Consider the following 24808-nt stretch of genomic DNA (forward strand, 5'->3'; position numbering starts at 1 on the left):
TCACGACACGGCGGCGCCGACCATGAAGGCCGTGCCGAGGTACATGGCCGCCTGGACCCAGGCGGCGGGGTGGGGGCTGGTGCCGTTGTCGTCGAGCACGGCGTGTCCCAGGCGGCCGGGGGTCAGCAGACCGACGATGATGGAGATCAGTGTCATCACGGCGACTCCGGCGAGGCCGTACAGCAGGGTGCTGACCAGCCCCTCGGTGAGGCCCTGCTCGGATTCGCTGGCGCGGATGGACTGCTCGATGACCAGGCCGATGGCGACCGTCTGGCCGGCGAGGAGTACGGCGGCGCCACGGTTGCGCTCGGTCCATACGACGTGGACGAGCTTTCCGGGGGTGACGAGGTCGAGTGCGATGAAGCCGACCGCCATCACGACGAAGCCGACCAGGCCGTAGAGCAGGGCGGTGCCTGCCGACTCGAAGATCTCTGCCACGGTGTGCCTTTCGGGGTCGTCGTCGGGGAATGCGTGAGGAAGTGGGAAATCAGGGCGTGCCGGGCGGCCGGGGGTCACTTCCCGGAGCCGGGGCCCCCACCGCGGAACGCGGCGCTGTCGGGGTCCGGCCAGACGGATCCGATGTGGGTCCGCCAGCGGTGGTAGCCGGTGCGGTAGTCCGCCATCTCGATCAGGCTGCCCTTGCCGCTGATGTGCGGACTGATCGCGACGATGTCGTTGCGGTAGCGCAGGAACTGCTTGTCGCCGTCGCTGAGGCGGGCGACGGCCGAGGTGTTGCCGTTGATCTCCTTGGCGACCTGGGACGGCGAGTCGGTCCTGTCGACGTGGTCCACGCCGCTGGAGGTGTACTGGCCGCGGATCCAGCTCGTCGGTACGTCGTTGCCGTCGTCGTCGTCCGGGTCGCTGGAGCAGGCGGCGAGGGCCAGCGTGGCGAGGAGCATCGCACTGATGCGTAGAGCGGTCTTCATCGGGCCTCCAGCCGGGTGTGCGTCGCCACGATCCGGCGGCTCTGCGGATAGGTGTGCCAGGTGCGCCAGCTCAGCCCGGCGCTCTCCCGCTCGACGGTCAGTGCGGTCACTGCTTCCGGGGAGCCGGGGAAGACTCCGTACAGCGCCCGGGGGTGGCCCTCCGAGCGGCCCCGGATCCGGGCCACTCGTGCGCTGAACTCCTGGGGGTCGAAGCGCTGGACCTGGGCGCTGAAGGCGTAGTGCCAGCCGTCGAAGTCCTGCGCCGCCGTGTCGGGCAGGCCGCCCTCGACGCCCGGCAGGCAGGCGACGGTCTCCCGGACGGGGCCGGTGAAGACCTGGTGGGAGGCGCCCAGCAGTCTGAGCTGTACGTCCAGCCCGCCGACGGTCAGGTCGCGTACGGCGAGCGCCTCGCGTGCGGGACGTCCGAGGACGAACGAGAGCTGGTCGGCGTCGGTGTCCAGGTACGGGGCCGTCAGGGCTACGCCGCTCATCCGGCGCCGCCCGGGCCTCTGACCGGTTCCTTGCCGATGACGGCAAGCTCGACTCTCAACGATGTTCCCCCGACTGCGAAGTGCTTGGAGCGCGGCTGAGTATGGCACAGCCGAAAAGCGCCCCTCAGGCGGGGTGTCCGCCCGCTTCCCGGTCGGAGCCGGGCCACACGTAGGGCAGGTCGGCCGGGACGTCGGCGAAGTGTGCCGCGTAGAAGACGGGGTCCTTGCGCAGCAGAGCCGACCGGTGGCTGCGGTGGAAGTCGGGGTCGCCCAGCCAGGGCGGCAGCTCACCGGCGTCGGCGAGCTCGTCCTGCGGGCGGACCGGCGCGCCGGGGCGCACGGTGTGGAAACCCGCGAGCATGGAGGTGGCGCAGGTGTCGCGGTGGCCCTTGGCGGTCCACGCGCCGCACACCTCCAGGCCGTAGCGGACCAGGGCCTCCTCGTAGCCGGTCCACATCCGTACGGCCGGGTGCCGCCGCCAGCCGTAGCCGGGCACGATCAGCCCGCGGAGCACCTGGAGCGCCTCGACCCTCTGTTTGCCCAGGCGGCGCGGGTCGAGCACCTCGGCGCACGCCGAGAACGTCGGGAACGGCAGAAAGGTCTGCACACGCACGTGTCTACCGTCCCCGGTCCGCCCCCGCACGCCGGGCGGGCCGTGCGTGAGGGGTGTGTGCGGCACGGTCCCGCAAGGGTGGACGGCCCGCTCGCTCCCCTCGCCCCAACTCACGTGCGCAGCAGGCCCGTCCGTCGACTGGGCACTGAGGATCTCCGGCCGGGGCCAGGACCCGGCCGCCGCCCCGCCCTACTCCATGTCCGACGCGCTCCCCTACAACAAGGAGCTGTTACGGGACGCGGGGGTCGCGAACCCCTCGGCGACCCGGGACGAGCCGGTCGCCACCGGCAAGAGGCCGACGAAGGCGGGCGCCACCTCCGCGATCGGCGTCGAGGGCGCCCAGCGACTCCGCCAAGGGCCGTACCACGACGGTGCTGTGACACACCGCGTCGGCCATGACACCGGACTCTCGTGGACAACTTCGCGTGGGCCCACGGCGACGACGAGCGCCGCCCCGGCGCGCCCGGCGATGGCGACGTACGTTCGAGGGGCCCGCCGACGTGACGCCGGCCGGGAGGTGCAGTTGAACCGGGCATGAAGAAGCGCAGCATGCTCGCCGTCGCGTCCCTCGTCGCCGGTGCGGCGATCGCCGCCCTCAGCCCCGCGCCGCCCGCCGCCCGGGCGGCCACCCCTGACGGCCCGTCGAACAGCGCGGACGTCGTGGGTTCCATCGACGGCCGGGAGGACGGGGACGAGGAACCCACGACGTCGCAGGCGTAGACGTACACGGACGGGACGCGAGGGCGGCAGAGCGGGCGGGGACGCGGTGCGGGATAATGCCCTCATGCGGATCTCAGCCAGGGCGGACTACGCGGTGCGCGCCGCGCTGGTACTCGCCGCCGGGGAACGGGGCGGGCCTCTGAAGGCGGAGGCCATCGCGGAGGCGCAGGAGATCCCGCACAAGTTCCTCGAAGGCATCCTGAACGACATGCGGCGAAGCGGCCTGGTGGTCAGCCGGCGCGGGGTCAACGGCGGTTACCGGCTGGCCCGGCCGGCGGACGGGATCACCGTCGCCGACGTCGTGCGCGCGGTGGACGGCCCGCTGGTCTCGGTACGCGGTGTGCGGCCTCCGGAGCTGGCCTACAGCGGGCCCGCCGAGTCGCTGCTGCCGCTGTGGATCGCGTTGCGGGCGAACGTCCGGCGCATCCTCGAAGGCGTCTCGCTGGCGGACGTGGCTTCCGGCCGCCTTCCCGAAGCGGCGCACGCCCTGACCGAGGATCCCGCCGCCTGGTCCAATCCCTGAGACGGGATCCCGGCCTCCTGAGGTGCGGCGTCTCGCTCTACAAGATCGCGTGGCCCACCATGTGGGCACCCCCTTGTCGCGATGACCTTCGCCGAGCACTATTCCTACTACTCCGATAGGAAAACCAGGAAAGTCCGGCCGGGTCGGTCACGTTCCTTGCGCGTACCGCCATGTGCCGGGCTCGGCGCCCCACTCCGTTCCGCCCGTCCCTCACCACACACGGGAGTACCGCGCACATGACCACCGCCACCCCCCACGGCCCTGACACGCCGACAGCCGCCCGGTACCGCCACGCCACCCAGGGCCGCCGGTGACGTCCGCCATGGCCGCACCGGCGACCACGCCTGACGACACCCGCGGCACCCGCGGCACCCACACCATCGAGGAGGTCCGCGCCCTGCTCCGCACCGCACGGGACGCCGCGGACGACCTCGCCGCCGACGCCGTGCCCCGGGACCGGGCCGGCAGGCCGCCGACCGACGAGGTGGCGCGGCTGCGGGAAGCGGGACTGCTGTCGTCCCTCGTCCCGCCGGGGCCCGCGCGCGGCGTCGACTGGCGCACCGGCTGTGCCGTCGTACGGGAGATCGCCACCGCGGACAGCTCCGTCGGCGAGTTACTCGCCCGCCACTACGCGCACACGTGGAGCGGACGCTTCTACGGTTCCGCCCACCGCGCCGCCGCCCTCGAACGGGACACCGCGCGCGACCAGTTGCTCTGGGCCGGCAGCGTACTCACCGGTGGCGACGGCCCGTCCCTCACCCTGACCCCGCTCGACTCCGGACACCTGCTCAACGGCCGGGTGGCGGTGGACACGGCCGTGTCGGTCGCCGACCAGTTCGTGGTGGACGCCCTCTGCGCCGTGACGGGCGACCTCCTGGTCGTACGGGTGCCGCCCGGCGTTCCCGGAGTGTCCGTCGACCCCACCCGTGACCGTCTCGGCCAGCGGGTCGCGGGGGCCGGCGAGGTCGCCTTCGACCGGGTGGTCGTCACGCCGGGGCAGGTGCTCGGCCCCCGGCCGCACGACACGGAGTCGACCGCGCCGTTCACCGCGCTCGCCGACCCCGCGCTCCGGCTCGCTCTGTGCCACGTCGGCCTGGGCATCGCCGAGGGCGCCCTCGCCGAGGCACGTGACTCCAGCAGGGGCGGACGGGCGACCCGGCCGGCCGGCGTCACGGCCGCACTCGACCGACTGCCCGCCAGGGACCCGGACCTCCTCCTCGCGTACGGGGAGCTGGCATCCGCCGCCCGGACCGCCGCGGTCGTGGTGGAACGGGCGACGGAGACGATGGCCGGGGCCCTGGAGGCGGGACCGCGCATCGGCGTGGAGGAACCCGCCGACGTCGCCGCCCTGGTCGCCACGGCCGAGACCGTCACGGCCAGGGCGGCCCTGCACATCACCACACGGGTGCTGGAGCTCGCCGACACACCGGGCCTGGACCGGTTCTGGCGCAACGCCCGGGTACTGACGGCGCATCGCTCCACGGCCCACCGGCTCCGCGACATCGGTGAGCACTTCCTCAACGGAACGCACCGCCTGGCGGGCGCCGACCGCTGATGCCCCCGGCCGGGCTGCTGCCCCGCCCGTCCAAGCCGACGGGACGGTCAGCCCGAGGAGCTGTCGGCGTCCACGGTCCGGCAGCCGGGATGGCCCCAGCGCGTCCCGAGCTTGGCGATCGCGTCTCCGGCGGCGTACGGCTCCCCGCAGGGACACGTGCCGCGGAACTTCGCCTTGATGGTGCGCGACGCGGTGCCCGCCGCGGCGCGGGCCGGCCGCTTCCCGGCGGTGGCGGCCGGTTTCGTACGGGCCGGGGCGCTGCGGCCCGGCGCGGGGACCGGCATGCGGGTGTCGCCGAGCGCGGTGCCGGCGGCCTGCTGGGTGACCGCGGCGTCGCTCGCGGCCTGGTCGGCGATCGCGTTCAGGGGGTCGCCGCCCACGCGGTGGGCCGGCACGTACCGGAACTCGACGTCCCGGTCCGCCAGCAGGGCGTCGATGTCCTGCACGAGCTCCTGGTTGGCGACGGGTTTGCCGGCCGCCGTCCTCCAGCCGTTGCGCTTCCAGTTCGGCAGCCACTGCGTCACGGCCTTCATGGCGTACTGGGAGTCCATGCGCACCTCGAGGGAGGTTCCGGGAGCGACCGCCTCCAACAACCGCCGCAGGGCGGTCAGTTCGCCCACGTTGTTGGTGGCGCGGCCCAGCGGTCCGGACTCCCAGCGCTCAGGACGGCCCTCGGCGTCGGCGATGACCCACGCCCAGCCGGCCGGGCCGGGGTTTCCCTTGGCCGCCCCGTCACAGGCGGCGATGATGCGATCAGACATCCCCCGATCATGCCTTACGCGTGCGTGTGCACCGGGACGTGGTGTCTGCCCCCGCCGACGCCCCGAGTACGGGATCATCAGCTCCGTGTCGGCTTCGGTACTCCGGGCGGCCATGACCGGGCGGAGCCGACTTCCGTGAACGGGAGGACTGTTGGACGCCAGAGGGATGGGCCGGGCGGAAGCCGGGACGACCACGGGTGGGACAGATGTGCCGGGCGCGACGGATGGATCCGATGCTCGTGAGGTGATGACAGGTACGGATGTTCCCGGTGCCGGAGGGCCGCCGGCGGCCATGGACGGACCACCGCTCCCATGGGCGCTCTCACGCCGCCGGTTCCTCGCGGGCGCCGGGTCCGCCGCGGGAGCCGCGGTGATGTCCCCGGCGGCGGTCGCGGCCGTGGCCGCCCGGGAGCATGTGGTCTCCCTGCGCTACACGGCCGCCACGAACGGGGCGGCCGACCTCGCGCCCTCCGGCGACCGGCTGATCGCCGAAGTCCAGCACGTCCTCTGGTCGTTGCCCCGCGAGGGCGGCACCGCGGTGCCGCTCACCCCGGCCGCGCTGGAACCCGGACGCCCCGTCCACTCGCCGGACGGGTCCCTGGTCGCCTTCTGCGCCTACCAGGGCGGGGCGTACCACGTGTGGACCATGCGCCCCGACGGCTCGGACGTCCGCCGGCGCACCGATGGGCCATGGGACGACCGGGGTCCCGCCTGGTCCCCCGACGGTGGGCGGATCGCCTTCGCCTCGGAGCGTGGCGGCGACCCCGTGACCGGGGCCCCGTACCGCATTCAGGTACTGGACCTGCGCACCGGCACGCTCACGGCGGTCAGCGGGCTGCCGGGGCAGGCGGGCCCCCTGCAGGAGGGCCACTGGGAGGATTTCGACCCGGCGTGGTCACCGGACGGCGAGCGGATCCTGTTCGTACGGGCGGCCCTGACGGCCACTGCCTCCGGGGCGTCCCTCGAGGCCCGGACGGTGGTCTCCGTACCGGCGGACGGCGAGGGACCGGTGGGCGTCGTGCACACCGAGTCCGCCGCCGCCCAGGTGATGACCCCCACCCTGTCCCCGGACGGTGAGCGGCTGGCGTATCTGCGGGTCACGGCGGCGCCCCACGGCGGGTGCACGCTCGTGGTGGACGGCGAGCCCGTGGCCGTCGCCGGGGACGTCGCCGCCGTGCCGCCGCGCTGGACCGCCGGGGGCGAGCTGCTGCTCACCGTCGACGGCCGGTTCACCCTCGTACGCCCCGAGGCGCCGCACGCCGTGGAGCCCATCCCCTTCGAGGCGACCGTGCCGGTGCGCCGCCCGCGCTACCGGCCCAAGAAGCACGACCTCGACGGCGGCCGGACACGCCCCGTGCGGGGCATCCACCTGCCGGCCCTGGCACCCGACGGGCGACGGGTGGTGTTCGCCGCGCTGAACTCGCTGTGGCTGGCCGACACGACGAGCGGCCGTCCGCCGCGCCGACTGGTGCGGGCGGACACGTCGCGCTACCTCCTCGGACCGGTGTGGGCGCCGGACGGGAAGTCGTTGCTGTACGCCGACGACAGCGACGGCCTGCTCGGGGTGTACCGCCACGACCTCGCCACGGGCAGGCGTACGGCGCTGGCGACCGGTGGGCGGGTCCATCCGGTGCTCTCCCCCGACGGCGGCCGGCTCGCCTGCCTCGACCTGACGGGCCGCCTCGTCGTCAAGGACCTGTCCACGGACACCGAGCGCGTGCTCGCCGCCCCGCTGGGCGGCGGCGGCCTGCCCGGGCGGCCCAGTTGGTCACCGGACGGCCGTTACCTCGCGCTGTGCGACCGGAACCGGCTGAACCAGCGGTTCCGCGAGGGCTACAACCTCATCCGGGTCGTGGACGCCTCGACCGGCGCCGCCCGGCTGCACGCCGTCGCACCGCACACCTCGATCTCCGACCGCTACGGCTCCGGGCCGGTGTGGTCACCGGACGGCCGCTGGATGGCTGTGATCGTGGAATCGGCCCTGTGCGTGCTGCCGGTGTCGGCGGACGGCCGGCCGGCGGGACCGTTGCGCACGCTCTCGGACGAACCCGCCGACATCCCCTCCTGGTCCGGTGACTCCCGCACACTCCTCTACCTGTCCGGCACCCGGATGCGGCTGACCGGTGTCGACGGAGGAGGCCCGCGTACCGTGCGCGTACCGCTGGACTACCGGCGGCCCGAACCCGCCGACACCGTCGTACGCGCCGGGCGGTTCTGGGACGGGACCGGTGACGACGCGTCGGTCCGGGAGGACGTAGACGTCGTCGTACGGGGCGGGCGCGTCGCGGCGGTGGAACCGCACCGTCCGGGCCGCGCCCGGCCCGCGACGCGGCGGGTCGACGCCTCGGACCGGACGGTGCTTCCCGGATTGTGGGACGCGCACACCCACCCCTGGCAGTACACGTACGGCGGCCGGCAGACGGCCTGCCAACTGGCGTACGGCATCACGACGGCCGTCTCGCTCGGCGGGTTCGCCCACGAGCAGGCCCGGATCCGCGAGGCGGTCGACGCCGGTCAGCTGGCGGGCCCCCGGCTGCTCAGCTGCGGCGAGCTGCTGGACGGTTCCCGGGTGGCCTACAGCATGGGCCGGGCCCACCTCACGCGTGCGGGGCTGCGGCGGTCGCTGGAGCGGGGCGCGGCGCTCGACTGGGACGTGGTCAAGACGTATGTGAGGGCGCCGGGCTGGGTGATGGAGGAGGCGGCACGGTTCGCCCACGAGCGGCTCGGGGTGCGGGTGGGCAGCCACTTCTGCTCACCGGGCCTGCAGACGGGGCAGGACTTGACCAGCCATCTGCAGGCGACCCAGCGGGGCGAGACCGGGCACGCGGTGACCGCCGCCGGCCGGGCCTACCAGGACGTGCGGGAGATCTACACGGCACCCGGCGCGCGTTTCACCCTGATCGCCACACCGTTCACGGCGTCGTATCTGGTGGGCGCCGACCCCGCCCTCGCGCGGGACGAACGGGTCGGGTCGATCATGCCGCCGTGGGATGCGGCTCTGGTGCGGCAGATGTCCGCGCAGCCGCCGAGCGATGCGCAACTGGACGCGCTGCGCACGGAGACCGAGGTGTACCGGAGCGTGCTGGCCTCCGGCGGTCTGGTGGCGCTGGGCACGGACGCGCCGATCGTCCCGGTGGGGCTCTCCCTGCACCTGACCCTGCGGGCGCTGCACCTGGGCGGGCTGTCCCCCGCCGAGGCCCTGCGGACGGCGACGCTGCTGCCCGCGCGGGCCTTCGCCCTGGACCGGGAGCTGGGCACGCTGGAGGTGGGCAAGGTCGCGGACCTCACCGTGGTGGACGGTGACCCCTTCACGGACTTCGACTCACTGGTACGCACGGTCTCGGTGCTCAAGGGCGGGGTGCCCCATGAGACGTCGGCCCTCGTCGGGGCGTTTCTCCCGGCGAGCGGCCGGATCCTGGCCCGGCCCCGGCTGGGCGCGGAGGACTGGCTGGACGTCGGCCGCGTGATGCGGCGGGACGGCTGCTGTTCGGCCGACGCGGCCCACGGCTGACCGGTGTGCCGCCGGCCGAGGCTCCGGACGGTTGTGGCGCCGACCGGTTGTGGCTCCGGCTGACCTCGGCGCCGGCCGGCCGCGGCGCTCAGCGCAGCCGCGCTTCCGGTGTGCCGCCCGCGCGGGTTCCCGTCGCGGGCGGCACGGGCCGCGGCGCTCAGCTCCCGGCGTCCTGCGGGTACCAGCGCAGTTCCACCGTGTTGCCGTCGGGGTCCTTCACGTACACCGACTGGGCACTGCCTCGCGCGCCGAAGCGGGTGACCGGCCCCTCCAGCACGTCGAGGGTGCCCGAGTCGATCACCTCCTGCCAGTCCACGGGGTCCACGACCAGGCAGATGTGGTCCACGTTGGATTCACCGCGGGGACGGCTGAACAAGTCGATGATCATCGTCGGAGTGACCCGCACGGACGGGAACGGCACCTTCCCCGCCCGCCACTCCTCGACCCTCACGGGCTCGAGACCGAGTGGCCCGCAGTAGAACTCCAGCGACCGCTCGACGTCCTCCACATTGAGCACCACGTGATCGAAATCCTTGACCCTCACCGAGCCACCCCCTCCACTGATCCGGTCCCTCAGCGGACCGGTCCTGTCAACGGGGCCACGGTACCGGGTGGTTCGGGCCGGCGGCCGATCATGATCATTAATGGCCCCTCCCCCGACGACGCCTCCTGACGCCGAAAAAACTTCACGGAGGGCGGCAACCCCCCGGGCACTCGCGCGTCGTGCGGGGTGAAGGGCGTGATCCGACGCCCCGTACCGAGTCGGGAGAACAACCACCGTGCCCCACCTGAAGCGCGCAGTCGTCACCGTCGCCGCCACCGGCGCACTCGCCGCCCTCTCCGTACCCGCCTGGGCGGCGGCCGGACCGGACGCCACGCCGTCCGCCGCGCCCACCCGGGCCGTCGGCAGCACGCCGAACGCCACCCCCTCCGCGGCGCCCACCCCCTCCGCCGCGCCCACCTCTGGCACCGGCGCCACTCCGGGCGCCGCCCCGTCGGCCTCTCCGACCCTGGGACCCGGGAGCGATCCGAGCGCCGTACCGTCCGCCGCCCCGGCTCCCGCCACCAGCAGCGCCCCGAGCGCCGCACCCTCCGCCGTCCCGACCGAGGCGCCCAGCGGCTCCCCGGGTGCCGCGCGGCCCTCCGCCGGGCCCGAGCTCGCGCATACTGGTGGCTCCAGCGCCACGAACGCCGCCATAGGGGCAGGTGCCGCCGGGCTCGTCGCGCTCGGGGCCGGGACTCTGTTCGTCGTACGGCGGCGTGCTCATCACTGACGTGCTCCACCCCAGGAACCCCGTGCTGCACCACACCCTGCCGTTCCGCCCCGCCGCACCCGGGTTCGCCCGGGTGCGGCCCGGCACGGGGCAGGGCGTGCGTGCCGCGCTGCGCGCCCTGCTGCTGCGCCGCGACCGCCCGGCACCGCCCGCCGACGACGCGCTCGGGCCGCGCCCGCTGTCCGCGCCCGCGTACGGCGCCGGAGCCGCGTACGGTGGGGCCGCGTACGGTGCCGGAGCCGCGTACCGTGCCGGAGCCGCGTACGGTGCCGGGGCCACGCACGGTGGGGGCGCCCCACAACCTCCCACCGTCACCGACCTCTACCACGCCCACCGCCTCGGCATGGTCCGTCTCGCCGTGCTCCTCGTCGACGACCCCGCCACCGCCGAGGATGTCGTCCAGGACGCGTTCACCGCGCTGTACCGGCGCCATGGCGAACGCATCACCGAGGTCGACAACGCGCTGGGCTACCTGCGCACGGCGGTCGTCAACACGTCCCGATCGGTGCTGCGGCGCCGCCGGACCGCCCGCGCCTGGACTCCGCCCGCTCCGGTCGACGTCCCCTCCGCCGAGGAGCACGTCGTGCTGGACGAGGCGCACCGCGAGGTGCTGGCCGCGCTGGGCCGGCTCACCCCGCGCCGCCGCGAGGTCCTGGTCCTGCGGTACTGGGCCGACCTCAGCGAGGCCGAGATCGCCGAAACCCTGGGGATCAGCCGCGGGGCCGTCAAGTCGAACGCCAGCCGCGCCCTGGACGCGCTGGAACGGATCCTGGAGGGACGGATATGACGGCCGACGGGCAACCCCAACGTCTCGTGGAACGCCGGCTCCGGGAGGCGCTCGAAGCACGGGCGGAGTCGGTGACCATACGGGATCTGCGTCCGGCCGCGCCGCCCCGCCCGGCGCGCCGGACGCCGTGGTGGAGGCGGGACCCGAGGTCCCAGGCCCGTCTCGCCGGCCTGGCCGGGCTCGCGGCGGCGGTCCTGGCCTGGGCCGCCTATCTGACCCTGACCCCGGAGACGGCCGCCCCCCGCCCCGCCCCACCGGCGGTGCCGCCCGGGATCACCTCCCCGACACCGGGCGCGACTCCGACCCCGACACCGACCCCGACCACGCCCCCGACACCGGAGGCGACCCCCACCATGACCCCCACTCTCGGGCCGAGCATCAGCCCGCCCTCGAACCCCTCCGCGGCACCGTCCACCGCTCCTCGGCCGGGAGCCACCTAGTGCGACAACCAGTGAATTCCCCTGACCCCGTGGCGTGTTCTCCCCTCGCCCGACCGATTCCGCGGTGGTTCGTCGAGGACGTGCCGGGCCCGGTGGCCCCGAGCGCCCGGGCGGCCGATGACCGAACACCGCGAAGCTCCACGCGCTGACCAGGGGCCGCCCCTGCGGACTTTCGGAGGCGACGGCGTCAGCGGGCGGGTGGGACGAACTCGCCCTGATCTGGAAGAGCACACACAACCCCTCGGTACGCGAACTGCTCGTGCACAGCCGACAAGCATTCACGGACTTCCCGGGGCTGGATCAGTAGGCCGAACAGCGGCTTCCGCACGGTGAACCCACGGGGCCGCCACCAGCGCGGTGTTGCCCCCGCGGGGTCAGGTGAGGGCGGCGACCAGCAGGGCGAAGGCGGCGATGATGACGGCGACGCGGACGTAGTGGAGGCGGTCCCAGCGGTTCATCTGCTGCTTCCAGTCGGCGGGCCGGTTGTCGGGGGTCCAGGTCTTGCCCCGGTTGTTGATCGGGACGAGCAGCAGGATCGACATGATCACGCTCAGGAGCAGCAGCGCGCCGGCGGTGACGACCAGGCCGGTGCCGTGGTGGTGCCGTCCGGCGGCGGCCCAGACCGCGACGAGGACGAGTGAGGTGATGTACCAGACCGGCATCACCGCGCCGAGCATCCGGCCCCCGTGGGCGCGGCCGAGTTGGCCACTGTCCTCGGGAAGTGCGTTGAGGATCGGGTTGATGACGAAGGCGACGGAGAACTCCACCCCCACCATCACGCCGACGACCACGGTGGTGAACACCTCGAGTGCGTTGAGCATGACCCCTCCAGGGATCTAGCGCTGCTAGCTGATGATGCAACGCTAGCGCTGCTGCCGCTCGATTGTCTAGCAGTGCTAGGCTCGGACCATGTCGGTACAGGAACGCAAGGAGCGCGAACGGGCGGGCCGCGAACGTCTCATCGTGGCAACGGCCCGCGAACTCGCCGAGCAGCAGGGCTGGGACGCGGTCACCACCCGCCGGCTCGCCGAACGCATCGAGTACAGCCAGCCCGTCCTCTACAGCCACTTCCGCGGCAAGCGGGAGATCATCGGTGCCGTCGCCCTCGAGGGCGCCGCCGAGATGGCAGCGGCGCTGCGGGCCGCGGCCTCCGCCGCGGACGGCCCGCGCGCCCGGGTCACCGCCCTCGCCCGCGCCTACCTCGACTTCGCCGAAGGCAACCCGGCCGTCTACGACGCCATGTTCCAGCTCGACGGGGGTCTGGCGTTCGCGAAGGAGGACACCCCGGAGCCACTGAAGGACGCCTTCGCCGCCCTGCTGGAGAGCCTCGGCGAGGTCGCCGGGGACGGCGTCCACCCGGGACTGTTCACCGAGGTGTTCTGGGCGGCCCTGCATGGGCTGGCCACCCTGACCCGATCGGGACGGCTGCCGCCGGAGGACGCCGGGCGGAGGGTGGAGCTGCTGGTGGACCGGCTCGCCATGATCTGACACACCGTCCCGGCAGACGCGCAGCCGGGCTCCGAGCCCGGCCGCTGCCCGCCCGCGGCCCCGCTTCCGGTCGCTCGCGCCCGCATACGGCGCAGCCGCAGATCACAACCCGAGACGCGCCCTGGAGCGTGTCTCTTTGCAGGGCGGAGGAACCGGCAGTGAAGTAGCCGGCGTCCATCGATGCACAAGATCGCTAGTGGGCGCGGAGGGGTATTCGATGATCGGCACAGCCACTCGTTATCTCTATCTGGTCCGGCACGGCGAGGCGTTGTCGGACGAGAGCGGGCTGACGGAGGGCGGCCGGCGGCAAGCCGTGCTGCTCGGCCAACGCCTCCGGGACATCCCGTTCGCGGCTGTTCACCACGGTCCGCTGCGCCGGGCCCAGGAGACCGCGCGCCTGATCGGTGATCAGCTTGAGAACGTTCCCCTCCGCGTCTCGGAAGTCGCCGGCGACTATGTTCCTTACGTGCCTGCGAGGGACGAGCTTCCGGTGGAATCAGCGGACTTCTTCCTCCGCTTTCTCGCTGGTGCCACTGAGGAGGAGCGGGAGCACGGACCTGCGCTGGCCTGCCAGGCGCTGGACATGTTCACCGGGGCGGTGGACGGTGAACAGGACCGGCATGAACTGGTCGTCACCCACAATTTTCTGGTCGCCTGGCTCGTCCGGGACGCCATGCACGCGCCGCCGTGGCGTTGGCTCGGCCTCAACCACTGCAACGCCGCGCTCACAGTCATCCGATACGCGCCCGGCCGGCCCGCCTCCGTCCTCATGTCCAACGACATGCGGCACCTGCCCGCCGAACTGCGCTGGACCGGGTTTCCCCCCGGACTGCACATCTGAACGCACCCGCCACGCCCGTACATCGGGCGATTGCGCCGGTCGATGGGCTCGGGCGTGGCCAGGCGCTCCGAGCGTCGTGCCCGCACCCCTTCAGGCGGCGCGGCACGCGTGGGGCGGTTACACCGCCCCTCACGCCTGACCGGCGTCCGCTTCAGTCGCCTTGACCGCTGCGGCGGAGCCCCGTGTCAGGGCGCCGGCGCGGGCGGCGGCGAGCGTGATCCGCACGGCCTGGTCGGCGGTGCCCTGGTCGATCGGATCGGCGCTGACCAGCAACCGGAAGTAGATCGGCGCGACGAGCGTTGTGAGGAGCTCGACCGGATCGGTCCCCGCCGGCAGTTCGCCTCGCTCGACGGCGCGGGTGATCACGGGTTCGGCACGCCGGAACCGGTCGGCGAAGATCCGTCGTCGCGCCTCGGCGACCTCCGGCAGCCGGCCCGCGTCGGAGTACATCGCGGTCTGCACCGCCCTGCCCACCGGGCCTTCCATGCTGTGCACGAGCGCCCGCGCGAGCGCTTGCAGGTCGGTCTCGACGGCTCCGGTGTCCGGGGTGGGGATGTCGGTGGCGAAGTGCTCGGCAAGCGCGTCCACGACCAGGCTCGCGCGATCCTTCCATCGCCGGTAGACGGTCGTCTTGTGCACCCCGGCCCGCTGGGCCACGCCCTCGACGGTCAGTTCGGCATACCCCCGGTCCAGCAACTCGGCGAGGGTGGCGGCCCTGACCGCCGCCTGCGCCTTGCGGCCGCGCCCGACGGGACGGGCAGGACCGGAGGAATTCAACTCCATTGCAACTCCTGGTTGCGCTAGCGGTCGACCACGTGTCAGGCTCCAACCTATCGCAACTCTGAGTTGCAATAACGGCGGGTGCCGGCCAGTCGCGTACAGGACGCCTCACCCCATGAGCCGACAAGGAACGTCATGCCCAGCGCTTCCCGCACCTGGACCCTCGACTCCATCCCCGACCAAACCGGCCGCCTGGCGGTGGTGACCGGGGCCAACAGCGGCATCGGCCAGATCACGGCGGAGACACTCGCCCGCCGGGGCGCCCACGTGGTGCTGGCCTGCCGCAGCCCCCGACGGGGGCAGGCCGCCCTGGATCGGCTGCTCACCCAGGCACCCGACGCCCGTGCCGAGGTACGCCTCCTCGACCTGGCCGATCTTTCCTCCGTACGCGCCTTCGCCGACGGCTGGGACCATGACCGGCTCGATCTGCTGGTCAACAACGCCGGCGTGGCCATGGTGCCGTTCGCCCGGACCACCGATGGGTTCGAGTCGCAGTTCGGGATCAACCACCTGGGCACCTTCGCCCTGACCGGGTTGATGCTGCCGCATCTGCTCGCCTCGCCCGATCCACGGGTGGTCACCGTCAGCAGCGAAGGTCAGCGGTTCGCCCGCTTCGACCTGGAAAACCTCAACGCCGAACGCCGCTACAGCGCGATGTTCGCCTACTTGCAGTCCAAGCGCGCCAATCTCTACTTCGCCACCGAACTGCAACGCCGCGCCGACGCCGCCGGCCTGGGGCTGCGGAGCATTGCCGTCGCCCCGGGCCTGACTCGCACCAACGTCCTCACCCGCGGCGCCAACGGCCGTCGCGGTCGACTCCACGCGGTATCGACCCGGCTGCTGATCCGCGTCGCCTTCCGCCCGACCCCTCTGGGCGCCAGGACTTCCCTGTACGCCGCGACCGTCCCGGACCTGCCGGGCGGAACGTACGTCGTGCCCGACGGGCCGCTGCAGCTGCGCGGCGAGCCCGTTCTGCGCGACCGGGAGCACGCCATCCGTGACACCACCACCGCCCGTCGACTGTGGGAACTGTCCGAGAAGCTCACCGGTGTTCGCTTCCGGCTGCCCGAAGACGCCTCCTGACCCGCACAAGCCCACCCGCCGTCGGTCATCGTGTTCACGCCACGGCGCGGCTCGCTCGAGAAGGCATCCCTAGGGGCCGTTCGGCCGTCTGATCCAGCCCAAGGACCGTTCGACGGCCCGTTGCCAGTTCTCGTACTCCGACGCCCGTCGCGTGGGGTCCATGTCCGGCAGCCATTGGGCCGCCCGGTGCCAGTTGCCGCGCAGCACTTCCAGGTCCGCCCAGTAGCCCGCGGCCAGCCCGGCCGCGTAGGCGGCCCCCAGGGAGACGGTCTCGGCCGCCATGGGCCGTACCACCGGCACGTCGAGGACGTCGGCCAGGATCTGCATGAGGAGGTTGTCGGACGTCATGCCGCCGTCGACCTTCAGCTCTCTCAGGGTGAGCGAGGAGTCGGCGTTCATGGCGTCGACGACCTCCTTCGTCTGCCAGCCGGTGGATTCCAGCGCCGCCCTGGCCAGGTGTCCCTTGGTGATGTATGAGGTCAGGCCGACGATGACGCCGCGGGCGTCGCTGCGCCAGTGGGGTGCGAAGAGACCGGAGAACGCCGGGACGATGTAGCAGCCGCCGTTGTCCTCGACGGTCCGCGCAAGGGTCTCGATGCCCGGTGCGCTGTTGATGAGTTCCAGCCGGTCGCGGAACCACTGGACCAGCGCGCCGGTGACGGCGATCGGGCCTTCCAGCGCGTAGACCGCGGGCTGCTCGTCGATCTTGTAGGCGACGGTGGTGAGCAGTCCGTTGCGGGACCGGACGACGTCGGTGCCGGTGTTGAGCAGCAGGAAGCTGCCGGTTCCGTAGGTGCACTTGGCCTCGCCCGGGGAGAAGCAGGTCTGTCCGAAGAGCGCGGCCTGCTGATCGCCGAGCGCGGCCGTGATGGGCCTGCCGGGGAGCACCGAACGGTCCTCGCCGTACCACTCCGCCGAGGACCGGATCTCGGGCAGGATCGCGTGCGGAACGCCGAAGAATCCCAGCAGTTCCTCGTCCCATTCGAGGGTGCCCATGTTCATGAGCATCGTGCGGCTGGCGTTGGTCACGTCGGTGATGTGGCGGCCTCCCGACGGGCCGCCGGTGAGGTTCCAGATCAGCCAGGACTCCATCGTGCCGAACAGGACGTCGCCGTTCGCGGCCCGCTGTTCCAGACCGGGCACATGGTCGAAGAGCCAGCGGATCCGTGGTGCGGAGAAGTAGGTCGAGGGCGCCAGGCCGCAGCGTTCCAGGAAGAAGGCGTCGCCCGGTTCCCTGCGCAGGTCTTCGACGAGCGGGGCGGTGCGGGTGTCCTGCCAGACGATCGCCCTGTCCAGCGGGGTTCCGGTCCGCCGGTCCCACAGGACGGTCGTCTCGCGCTGGTTCGCGATGCCCAGGGCCGAGACGGCCTCGGCGGCGACGCCGTTGCCCGCGCCGGACAGGGCCTCCGGCACGATGCGTCGCAGATTGCGCCAGATCTCCAGGGCGTCGTGCTCGACCCAGCCGGGCTTGGGGAAGAACTGCTGGTGCTCGCGCTGGGCCACGGACACCAGTCGCCCGCGGTGGTCGAACAGGATGCACCGGGTGGAGGTGGTGCCCTGGTCGATGGACATCACATACCGTTCGACCATGATCCGGACCGCCTTCCGATGCGTGGCGTTGCGTTGCGATGCGATGCGATGCAGTGCGATGCGTTGCAGTGCGATGCGTTGCGATGCATGCGTGGAGATGCGCTGTGCGAGGGATCTACCAGCGGGCGGCCCCCAGGTCTCGTGAGATCGCCCGGGCGGCGTCGCGGAGCAGGGTGAGCAGCTTGACTTCCGGCTGACCACGGGCGTCGCAGATCCGCTCGACCGGGCCGGACAGGCCGATGGCGCCCACCGCGAGGCCGCCGTGGCCCCTGATGGGGGCGGCTACGCCGGCTTCCCCCATGCTCATCTCCTGCACTTCGGCGCCCCAGCCGTTCTCCCGGATCTCGGCGAGGGCGTGGGTCAGCTCGTCCGTGTGGGCCAGGGTGTGGCGCGTGTACGCCTCCAGCCCGGCGTCGACCGCCGCATCGAGGTTCGCGGTGCCGAAGGCCAGCAGCACCTTTCCGAGCGAGGAGGCGTGCAGAGGGAGCAGTGCGCCCACGTCCAGGGTCTGGAGGGTGTCGTCCGGCCGGAAGACGTGGTGGATGACGAGCACCCTGCCCTCCAGGGGGGTGCCGAGGCGGACCGCTTCCCCGCTGCGGGCGGCCAGGGCGTCGGCCCAGTTGATCGAGCGGGATCGCAGTTCGTTCACGTCGAGGTAGCTGGTGCCGAGGTGCAGGAGGGCCGCCCCGAGTTGGTACTTCCCGGTCGCCGCGTCCTGCTCGACGAAATCCACGTGCTGGAGGGTGCGCAGAATGCCGTGGGTCGTCCCCTTCGCCAGGCCCAGCGAGGCCGCCACTTCTCCGAGCCCGAGCCGACGGGGGCCCGCGGCGAGCAGGCGGAGGATTGCCGCCGCCCGTTCGATGGACTGGACGGGACCGGCCATACCGCGATTCTAGTTCCGCCTTCTCCGTCCTACATCGGCCATGACGTGTGGGTTTGCACCGGTCTCGACTTGCGTTCGGTAATGCCGACCGTCGTTTATTGACCGGTTTCGCATCACTTCATAGCGTGCGTGGAGTCGGCACCCGTCGGCACCGTTCATCAAGGAGGGCAGATGGCCGCCCAGCTCAACATCGTCGGCCCCAAGGCAGTCGATCGCCCCGGCCCCGACGCTGTCGATCATGTCTGCCCCGTGCCCCACACCCCGGGGGCGGTGCCCGCCATCCGCGGGCGTGTCCGCGACATACTCGCCGAGTGGGGCCTGTCTCCCGACGCCGTGATGGACGTACTCGTGGTGGTCTCGGAGCTGCTGACCAACGCGCTGGTCCACGCCATGCCACCGGCGACGCTCCGGTTGTCGTGGGTCCGCGTCGAAGGACGTGGGGCGCTGCGCGTGGAGGTGACCGACGCGGGCCCCGTCCTCGCCGGTGAGGGGTGGGGAGCGCCGGACCCGGACGAGCACGGCCGCGGCATCGACATCGTCACCGCGCTGGCTGCCCGCTGCGGCGTACGCGTCGGCACCGAGGGAATCACCCGCTGGGCCGACCTCCCTGCCGCCTGAGGCTGTTCCTGGCTGGGGCCGCCTGTCACCCCCCTGCCAGGTCACCGCTACAGGGCCGGGGCGGCTCGTTTCGTGTACGAGGTGATCAGCGCGCTTTCCACGCGGTCGACGCCGACGAGTGAGCCGATGCGGTCGGTGAGATAGGTGTGGAGGGCGTGGGCGTCCCGGCAGACGACAACCGCGACCAGGTTGTGGGGGCCGGTCGTGGTACCGACGAAGGCCGCTTCCCGATCGCCCGCCAGCGTCCGCGCGACACCGGCGAGGCGGGCCGGCGTGACGGTCAGCCAGAACAGGCTCTGCACCGTGAAGCCGAACAGCCGTGAATCGACCTCGACGTCGAACCGGAGGACGCCCGAACGGCGGAGTTCGTCCAGGCGGCGTCGAACGGCGGACTCCGACCAGCCCACCTGTCGGGCGAGCTCCGGGTACGCGGCGCGACCGTCCGCCGCCAGGGCCGGGAGGAGGCGGCGGTCGAGCTCGTTCAGGGATGTGCGGGATGCGGGGGCGGTGTGCTCGGCGGGGGCGGGTCGCAGTGCGGCGATCTGGCCGGGGGTGAGCGCGGAGGTCCGGCCGATCCAGCGGTGGTCCATCACCGGGCGCAACAGCCGTTGTGCGTCGACGTGGGTGACCTGCGGCAGGCGGCCCAGCGTGCTGAGGGGCGCCGGGCCTTCGTCGGCGGTGCGGAAGACGCACACGACCTCGGTGCCGCTGGAAGCAACGGTCACCCAGGCGGTGTCGGGGCGGCCGGCCAACGCGCGGGCGAGCGGGGCGGTGCCGGCAAGCAGGACACGCAGGCGCACGATCCATTCGGCGTGGCCGGTGCGGTGGCTGTCGGTCACGCCGGCGACCCTGGCGGCACCCGAGGTGCGGAGCCTGGTGAAGCGACGGGCCAGGGTGCGGTCGGATACGTCGAGAACGCCGGCGAGCCTGCTGAAGGCGGCTCGCCCGTCGAGCTGGAGGGCGTGCAGGAGCCGCAGGTCGAGTTCGTCCAGGGTGACCGAATCCACCGGGCCAGTGTAGGCGGGTGTCGGATAACGGCGCCCGGAGCGGGAGTTGACGGGATCAGGCCAGGGTACGGGAATGCTCGCTCCCATGACCGGCGCGCTCCAAGGCTTCCCGTACACCGGCCGCGCCATCGCACCACACCGCACCGCACCGCATCGGACCACACCGCACGCACCGCACCGCACCGGTGCGTCCACCCGCCCGCGCGCTCATCCCTCCCGGAGGACACTCATGTTCACCACTCTCCTGCTTCTCGCGGTCCCGGCGCTGGGACTCCGACTGCTCGGCGGCCTGGGGGTCAGCCGGTTCGCGACATGGCGAACCAGCGTCATCCACGGTCTGGCTGTGATGCTCCTGGCCACCGCCGCCGCGCACTTCGCCCCGCCGGGTGTCGGCGTGATGCCGAGCCATGACGACTTGGCCGCCATGGTGCCGCCGTTCGTCCCGCTTCCCGGCGTGGTGGTCTACATGACCGGCGTACTGGAGCTCCTCGGTGCCGCCGGGCTCGTCCGGACCGCGACCCGTGCGAGAGCCGGGATGGGTCTGGCGGCGCTCTTCGTACTGATGCTCCCGGCCAACGTCTACGCCGCCGTCGAGCAGATCCCGCTCAACGGCGCCCCGGCCACGCCACTGTGGTTCCGGATCCCGGAGCAGCTGGTCTTCATCACCGTCGCCCTGTGGGCGGCCGTACCCGCCCGAGACACCCCCCGCCGACAGTGGCGGGCCGCGGTCCGGCCCGCCACTGACGACGCCGCCTCCATCAGGAGCTCGTGAGGACGACCAGCTGCCGGGTCGCTCGGGTCATCGCGACGTAGCGGTCGACCGCTCCTTCGACACCCTCGCCGAACGTCTCCGGGTCGACGAGCACGACCAGGTCGAACTCGAGCCCCTTCGACAGCTCCGGGGTCAGCGAGCGGACACGGGACGTCGCCCGGAACGTGGGATCGCCGATGACACAGGCGATGCCTTCGGTGTGCTCGGCGAGCCAGGTGCCGAGGACCGAGTCCAGGTCCGCGACGGATCCATGGACGACGGGGATGCCGCTGCTGCGGATGGAGGTCGGCACATTGGCGTCCGGGAGCACGGCCCGGATGACCGGCTCGGCCTCCGTCATGACCTCTTCCGGCGTCCGGTAGTTGATGCTCAGGGAGGCCACCTCGACCCGGTCGAGGCCGACCCGTTCGAGCCGTTCCCGCCACGACTCCGTGAAACCGTGCCTGGCCTGGGCGCGGTCCCCGACGATGGTGAAGCTCCGGGACGGGCAGCGCAGCAGCAGCATCTGCCATTCCGCGTCGGTGAGTTCCTGGGCCTCGTCCACGACGACGTGCGCGAACGGGCCGGCGAGCAGGTCGGGGTCGGCGGTGGGCAATTCGGACTCGTCGACCAGGCTGACCTTGGCGTCCTGGCCGCTCAGCATCGTCACCAGGCCTTCGCCGTCGTCACCGTCCGCGCCGGAGTCGGCCACCGCGGCGATCAGGTTGTCGACGACCTGCGTCATGCGCTCGCGCTGGGCGGCCATGGCGGCCTTGTGCCGGCTCAGCCGTCGTGCCGTCTTCGGGTCGCCGAGCCGCTGACGTGCGGCGTCGAGGAGCGGCAGGTCGGACACCGTCCAGGCCTGCGCGTCCTGGCGCTGCAACGTCTTCACCTCGTCGGGGCCCAGCCAGGGAGCGCACATCCGCAGGTAGGCGGGTACGGTCCACAGGTCGCCGACGAGGTCGGCCGCTTCGAGCAGCGGCCACGCCCTGTTGAGGGTGTCGACCAGCTCCCGGTCGTTGCGCAGGGACCTGCGGAACAGCTCGGGCGAGACGTCCCCGTCGTACTTGTCCCTCAGGATCGTGACCAGCGCCTCCCAGATGTGCTCGCGCGCCTCGTTGTGCTGCGTCCCCGGATCCGGGGCTTCGAACGCCTCGGCCCAGTCCTCGGCGCTCAGCGGGATGTCGGTCCAGTCCACCGTGACCGTCATCCCCGTGGTGGGCGGTTCCTCGTAGAACCGGACGGCTTTCTCGATCGCCTTCACCATGTCCGCGGACGACTTCAGGCGGGCCACCTCCGGGTCGGTCTCGATCGCCGCCACGGATCCCTCGGCGACGAGGTCCCGCACGGTACAGGTCTGTACGCCCTCCTCTCCCAGGCTGGGGAGGACGTCGGCGACGTACGACAGGTAGGGCTGGTGCGGACCGACGAACAGCACACCACCCCTGCGGTGGCCGAGGCGCGGGTCGGAGTAGAGCAGGTGGGCGGAGCGGTGAAGGGCGACGACGGTCTTCCCCGTACCCGGACCGCCGTCGACGACGAGGGCACCACGGGATCCCGCCCGGATGATGGCGTCCTGGTCGGCCTGGATGGTGGCGAGCACGTCACGCATGCGGGCCGACCGGTTGCTGCCCAGGCTGGCGATGAAGGCCGACTGGTCGTCCAGCGCGGCGTGCTGTTCAAGCCCGTCGGCGGTGAACACCTCGTCCCAGTAGTCGCTGATCCGGCCACGTGTCCAGCGGTACCTGCGGCGGCTGGCCAAGCCCATGGGGTTGGCGTGGGTCGCCGCGAAGAACGGCTCGGCGGCGGGTGAGCGCCAGTCGATCAGCAGCCGTCGGCCGGTGCTGTCGGTGAGGCCGAGTCGTCCGATGTACACGGGCTCGGGGTCGTCCTCGCCGACGATGTGTCCGAGGCACAGGTCCAGTCCGAACCGGCGCAGGGCCCGCAGACGGCCGGTCAGCCGGTGGATCTCCGCGTCCCTCTCCATCGCTTCCCGGCCCATGCCGCCGGGTGCCTTGCGCGCGGTGTCGAGGCGGTCGGACAGTTCGGCGATGGTCTGCTCCAGGCTGTCCGCGATGGCCGCGAAGTGCTGCTCGTCACCGGCGATCAGCTCCGGGTCGGCCTTGTGCGAGAGCTGGTCGGGAAGATCGAAAGCACTGGTGGTCAAGGGGCGCATGATTCTTGAATCACTCATTTCCGCAGATGCCTGGCCTAGGCCAGCGATTGTGCGGTACGACCGGGGCCTTGCCGCAAGCCCCCCGGTGCGCTATACGTTGAGAGTGGCAAGGAGAGGGTACGCCCCCTTGCGACGCCCTCTCGCCCTTACTTTCCCCGGCCCTCGCGCCCGGAGCGGGCGGACAGGCACTCCCCCACCTGGCGACGCGCAGACGTCACGCGCATCGGAGTCGCCCTATGACACCACGCCGACTCACTCGACGGGCCAGGTGTGCGCCGGAGCGTTCAAGTGCATGTAGTCGATGTACTGCTGGGTCATCCTCCGCAGCGCCTGGTGGCGGTCCGCGTGGGCGATGTCGTGGATGTGGTGGAACATCTCCGACTGCCACACCGCGCCGTTGCGGCCACTGACGCACCGCTGCTCGATGATGCCCAGCAGCGGCTCCCGCCAGGCCGGGTCCATGCCCGAGCGCTCCAGCCCCTGGTGCGCCAGCGGCAGCAGGCGCCGCAGCACCAGCTCGGTCACCGGGACCTCGCCGACCCCCGGCCAGTACAGCTGCGCGTCGATCCCGTGTCGTGCCGCGGCGTGCAGGTTGTCCTCCGCCGCCGCGAACGACATCCGTGACCAGACGGGCCGGTCCTCGTCGACCAGGGCGCGGGTCAGCCCGTAGTAGAAGGCGCCGTTCGACAGCACGTCGGCCACCGTGGGGCCCGCGGGCAGCACCCGGTTCTCCACGCGCAGATGCGGTACGCCGTCGACGACGGCGTAGACGGGGCGGTTCCAGCGGTAGATGGTGCCGTTGTGGAGGGTGAGTTCGGCCAGTTGGGGGGTTCCGCCGGCGTCGAGGGTCGCTCGCGGATCCTCGTCCTCGCGCAGCGGGAGCAGCGCCGGGAAGTACCGTACGTTCTCCTCGAAGAGGTCGAAGACGGTGGTGATCCACCGCTCGCCGAACCACACGCGGGGCCGTACGCCCTGCACCTTGATCTCGTCCGACCGGGTGTCGGTGGCCTGCTCGAACAGGGGGATACGCGTCTCGCGCCACAGCTCCTTGCCGAACAGGAACGGCGAGTTCGCCGCCAGGGCCACCTGCACGCCCGCGATGGCCTGCGCGGCGTTCCAGTAGGGCGCGAACTCGTCCGGCGAGACCTGCAGGTGGAACTGGGTGCTGGTGCACGCCGCCTCCGGCGTGATCGTGTCCGCGTAGGTCCGCAGCCGTTCGACCCCGTCCACCGAGATCAGCAGGTCCTCTCCCCGTGCGGCGAAGATCTGCTCGTTCAGCAGGTGGTACCGCGGGTTCTCGGAAAGCGACGCCAGGCCCACGTCCTTCAGCTCCAGCGTCGGCAGGATTCCGATCATCACCAGATGGGCGCCGATCGCCGCGGCCCTCTCCTCGGCGTGGTTGAGCGCGTCCCGGATCTCCCGCTCCCAGGAGTCGGGCCCGCCCGCGGTGAGCTCCCGCGGCGCGATGTTGATCTCCAGGTTGAACCGGCCCAGCTCACTCGACCAGGAGGGATCCGCGATGGCCTCCAGGACGTCCGTGCTGCGCATCGCGGGCTCGGCAGCGGGGTCCGCGAGGTTCAGTTCGATCTCCAGACCTACCTGTGGCCGCTCGAAGTCGAACCGCGATTCCCGCAGCATCCGCGCGAACACGTCGAGGCAGGTGTGCATCTTGTTCCGGAACTGGCGACGGTCGTCACGGGTGAACACCAGCGCCGGGACGTCACGTCCCATTCGGCCCTCCCGAGTCTCCTCGCCACGGACCCCACCTTCAGCGTCCCACTCCCCGGACGGGCGGACCACTGCGGCCGTCCGGCCGCGCCCACACCGCTTCCGACCGTCGTCCTTTCGGTGCCGTACGTGACCGGACGTGATCGCCTCGGCCGGGGACACGCCGCGGGGGGGGGGGGGGGGGGGGGGGGGGGGGGGGGGGGGGGGGGGGGGGGGGGGGGGGGGGGGGGGGGGGGGGGGGGGGGGGGGGGGGGGGGGGGGG

At 72.3% G+C, this 24808-nt stretch carries 25 protein-coding genes; 12 read left to right on the plus strand and 13 right to left on the minus strand.

The annotated features are described in order from the left end of the window. The 4 genes from ACZ6C1_RS06040 to ACZ6C1_RS06055 form a co-directional block, all read right to left on the minus strand. On the minus strand, positions 1 to 438 hold the full coding sequence (locus tag ACZ6C1_RS06040) for a DUF350 domain-containing protein (protein ID WP_469238107.1): 438 nt from the start codon (positions 436 to 438) through the stop codon (positions 1 to 3). A gap of 74 nt (positions 439 to 512) precedes the next feature. Next, positions 513 to 926: a DUF4247 domain-containing protein gene (locus ACZ6C1_RS06045; protein WP_469238109.1), complete on the minus strand. Its 414-nt coding sequence runs from the start codon at positions 924 to 926 to the stop codon at positions 513 to 515. Continuing rightward, positions 923 to 1417 carry a DUF2617 family protein gene (locus tag ACZ6C1_RS06050; protein ID WP_469238111.1) on the minus strand — a complete coding sequence of 165 codons (495 nt, stop codon included), beginning with the start codon at positions 1415 to 1417 and terminating at the stop codon, positions 923 to 925. The genes ACZ6C1_RS06045 and ACZ6C1_RS06050 overlap by 4 nt, the downstream gene beginning before the upstream one ends. Before the next feature lie 124 nt (positions 1418 to 1541). Continuing rightward, positions 1542 to 2024, minus strand: a complete 483-nt coding sequence (locus tag ACZ6C1_RS06055; RefSeq protein ID WP_469238195.1) for an MSMEG_6728 family protein — start codon at positions 2022 to 2024, stop codon at positions 1542 to 1544. A 202-nt stretch (positions 2025 to 2226) separates the two neighbouring features. Between ACZ6C1_RS06055 and ACZ6C1_RS06060 the strand changes: the two genes are divergently transcribed. From ACZ6C1_RS06060 to ACZ6C1_RS06075, 4 genes are all read left to right on the plus strand, one after another. Beyond that, a complete protein-coding gene (locus tag ACZ6C1_RS06060) occupies positions 2227 to 2568 on the plus strand; it encodes a hypothetical protein (RefSeq protein ID WP_469238112.1) in 342 nt (113 codons plus the stop codon). Next, positions 2565 to 2750 carry a hypothetical protein gene (locus tag ACZ6C1_RS06065; RefSeq protein WP_469238114.1) on the plus strand — a complete coding sequence of 62 codons (186 nt, stop codon included), beginning with the start codon at positions 2565 to 2567 and terminating at the stop codon, positions 2748 to 2750. The genes ACZ6C1_RS06060 and ACZ6C1_RS06065 overlap by 4 nt, the downstream gene beginning before the upstream one ends. 64 nt (positions 2751 to 2814) lie before the next feature. Beyond that, on the plus strand, positions 2815 to 3273 hold the full coding sequence (locus ACZ6C1_RS06070; protein ID WP_469238116.1) for an RrF2 family transcriptional regulator: 459 nt from the start codon (positions 2815 to 2817) through the stop codon (positions 3271 to 3273). Positions 3274 to 3583: 310 nt separating this feature from the next. Then, a complete protein-coding gene (locus ACZ6C1_RS06075; RefSeq protein ID WP_469238118.1) occupies positions 3584 to 4828 on the plus strand; it encodes an acyl-CoA dehydrogenase family protein in 1245 nt (414 codons plus the stop codon). Between the two features lie 47 nt (positions 4829 to 4875). On the opposite strand, the gene ACZ6C1_RS06080 is transcribed toward ACZ6C1_RS06075, so the two are convergent. Then, complete coding sequence (locus ACZ6C1_RS06080; protein WP_469238120.1) at positions 4876 to 5589, minus strand: ribonuclease H family protein; 714 nt, start codon at positions 5587 to 5589, stop codon at positions 4876 to 4878. A gap of 292 nt (positions 5590 to 5881) precedes the next feature. Between ACZ6C1_RS06080 and ACZ6C1_RS06085 the strand changes: the two genes are divergently transcribed. Next, positions 5882 to 9100: an amidohydrolase family protein gene (locus ACZ6C1_RS06085; protein ID WP_469238122.1), complete on the plus strand. Its 3219-nt coding sequence runs from the start codon at positions 5882 to 5884 to the stop codon at positions 9098 to 9100. A gap of 157 nt (positions 9101 to 9257) precedes the next feature. Here the strand turns inward: ACZ6C1_RS06085 and ACZ6C1_RS06090 are convergent, their stop codons facing one another. Next, positions 9258 to 9644 carry a VOC family protein gene (locus ACZ6C1_RS06090; protein ID WP_469238124.1) on the minus strand — a complete coding sequence of 129 codons (387 nt, stop codon included), beginning with the start codon at positions 9642 to 9644 and terminating at the stop codon, positions 9258 to 9260. Between the two features lie 235 nt (positions 9645 to 9879). On the opposite strand from ACZ6C1_RS06090, the gene ACZ6C1_RS06095 reads away from it, so the two are divergent. Beyond that, complete coding sequence (locus ACZ6C1_RS06095; RefSeq protein WP_469238126.1) at positions 9880 to 10374, plus strand: LAETG motif-containing sortase-dependent surface protein; 495 nt, start codon at positions 9880 to 9882, stop codon at positions 10372 to 10374. Beyond that, the gene (locus ACZ6C1_RS06100; protein ID WP_469238198.1) at positions 10367 to 11161 is read left to right on the plus strand and encodes an RNA polymerase sigma factor; all 795 of its coding nucleotides are present in this window, start codon (positions 10367 to 10369) and stop codon (positions 11159 to 11161) included. Before ACZ6C1_RS06095 ends, ACZ6C1_RS06100 begins: the two co-directional genes overlap by 8 nt. 814 nt (positions 11162 to 11975) lie before the next feature. Here ACZ6C1_RS06100 and ACZ6C1_RS06105 read toward each other — a convergent pair. Continuing rightward, entirely contained in the window at positions 11976 to 12422 is a 447-nt protein-coding gene (locus ACZ6C1_RS06105; protein WP_469238128.1) for an anthrone oxygenase family protein, read from the minus strand. 88 nt (positions 12423 to 12510) lie between these two features. Between ACZ6C1_RS06105 and ACZ6C1_RS06110 the strand changes: the two genes are divergently transcribed. Both ACZ6C1_RS06110 and ACZ6C1_RS06115 read left to right on the plus strand, forming a co-directional pair. Then, positions 12511 to 13089, plus strand: a complete 579-nt coding sequence (locus tag ACZ6C1_RS06110) for a TetR/AcrR family transcriptional regulator (protein ID WP_469238129.1) — start codon at positions 12511 to 12513, stop codon at positions 13087 to 13089. 217 nt (positions 13090 to 13306) lie between these two features. Further along, positions 13307 to 13930, plus strand: a complete 624-nt coding sequence (locus tag ACZ6C1_RS06115) for a histidine phosphatase family protein (protein WP_469238131.1) — start codon at positions 13307 to 13309, stop codon at positions 13928 to 13930. 129 nt (positions 13931 to 14059) lie between these two features. Here ACZ6C1_RS06115 and ACZ6C1_RS06120 read toward each other — a convergent pair whose 3' ends face one another. Beyond that, entirely contained in the window at positions 14060 to 14713 is a 654-nt protein-coding gene (locus ACZ6C1_RS06120; RefSeq protein WP_469238133.1) for a TetR/AcrR family transcriptional regulator, read from the minus strand. Between the two features lie 132 nt (positions 14714 to 14845). Between ACZ6C1_RS06120 and ACZ6C1_RS06125 the strand changes: the two genes are divergently transcribed. Further along, complete coding sequence (locus ACZ6C1_RS06125; RefSeq protein WP_469238135.1) at positions 14846 to 15793, plus strand: oxidoreductase; 948 nt, start codon at positions 14846 to 14848, stop codon at positions 15791 to 15793. Between the two features lie 69 nt (positions 15794 to 15862). Here ACZ6C1_RS06125 and glpK read toward each other — a convergent pair whose 3' ends face one another. Continuing rightward, positions 15863 to 17383: a glycerol kinase GlpK gene (gene glpK, locus ACZ6C1_RS06130; protein ID WP_469238137.1), complete on the minus strand. Its 1521-nt coding sequence runs from the start codon at positions 17381 to 17383 to the stop codon at positions 15863 to 15865. A 115-nt stretch (positions 17384 to 17498) separates the two neighbouring features. After that, the gene (locus ACZ6C1_RS06135) at positions 17499 to 18266 is read right to left on the minus strand and encodes an IclR family transcriptional regulator (protein WP_469238139.1); all 768 of its coding nucleotides are present in this window, start codon (positions 18264 to 18266) and stop codon (positions 17499 to 17501) included. A gap of 171 nt (positions 18267 to 18437) precedes the next feature. Here ACZ6C1_RS06135 and ACZ6C1_RS06140 point away from each other — a divergent pair, with 171 nt between their 5' ends. Continuing rightward, entirely contained in the window at positions 18438 to 18884 is a 447-nt protein-coding gene (locus tag ACZ6C1_RS06140) for an ATP-binding protein (RefSeq protein ID WP_469238141.1), read from the plus strand. 47 nt (positions 18885 to 18931) lie between these two features. Here ACZ6C1_RS06140 and ACZ6C1_RS06145 read toward each other — a convergent pair whose 3' ends face one another. Then, a complete protein-coding gene (locus tag ACZ6C1_RS06145) occupies positions 18932 to 19891 on the minus strand; it encodes an Lrp/AsnC family transcriptional regulator (protein WP_469238143.1) in 960 nt (319 codons plus the stop codon). A 229-nt stretch (positions 19892 to 20120) separates the two neighbouring features. Here ACZ6C1_RS06145 and ACZ6C1_RS06150 point away from each other — a divergent pair, with 229 nt between their 5' ends. After that, on the plus strand, positions 20121 to 20663 hold the full coding sequence (locus tag ACZ6C1_RS06150; RefSeq protein ID WP_469238145.1) for a DoxX family protein: 543 nt from the start codon (positions 20121 to 20123) through the stop codon (positions 20661 to 20663). On the opposite strand, the gene helR is transcribed toward ACZ6C1_RS06150, so the two are convergent. Both helR and ACZ6C1_RS06160 read right to left on the minus strand, forming a co-directional pair. Next, positions 20650 to 22818, minus strand: a complete 2169-nt coding sequence (gene helR / locus ACZ6C1_RS06155) for an RNA polymerase recycling motor ATPase HelR (RefSeq protein ID WP_469238146.1) — start codon at positions 22816 to 22818, stop codon at positions 20650 to 20652. The genes ACZ6C1_RS06150 and helR overlap by 14 nt on opposite strands. A 252-nt stretch (positions 22819 to 23070) precedes the next feature. Further along, entirely contained in the window at positions 23071 to 24549 is a 1479-nt protein-coding gene (locus ACZ6C1_RS06160) for a glutamate-cysteine ligase family protein (protein WP_469238148.1), read from the minus strand. Between the last annotated feature and the right edge of the window lie 259 nt (positions 24550 to 24808).

The sequence above is a fragment of the Streptomyces sp. NPDC041796 genome, assembly GCF_055590785.1.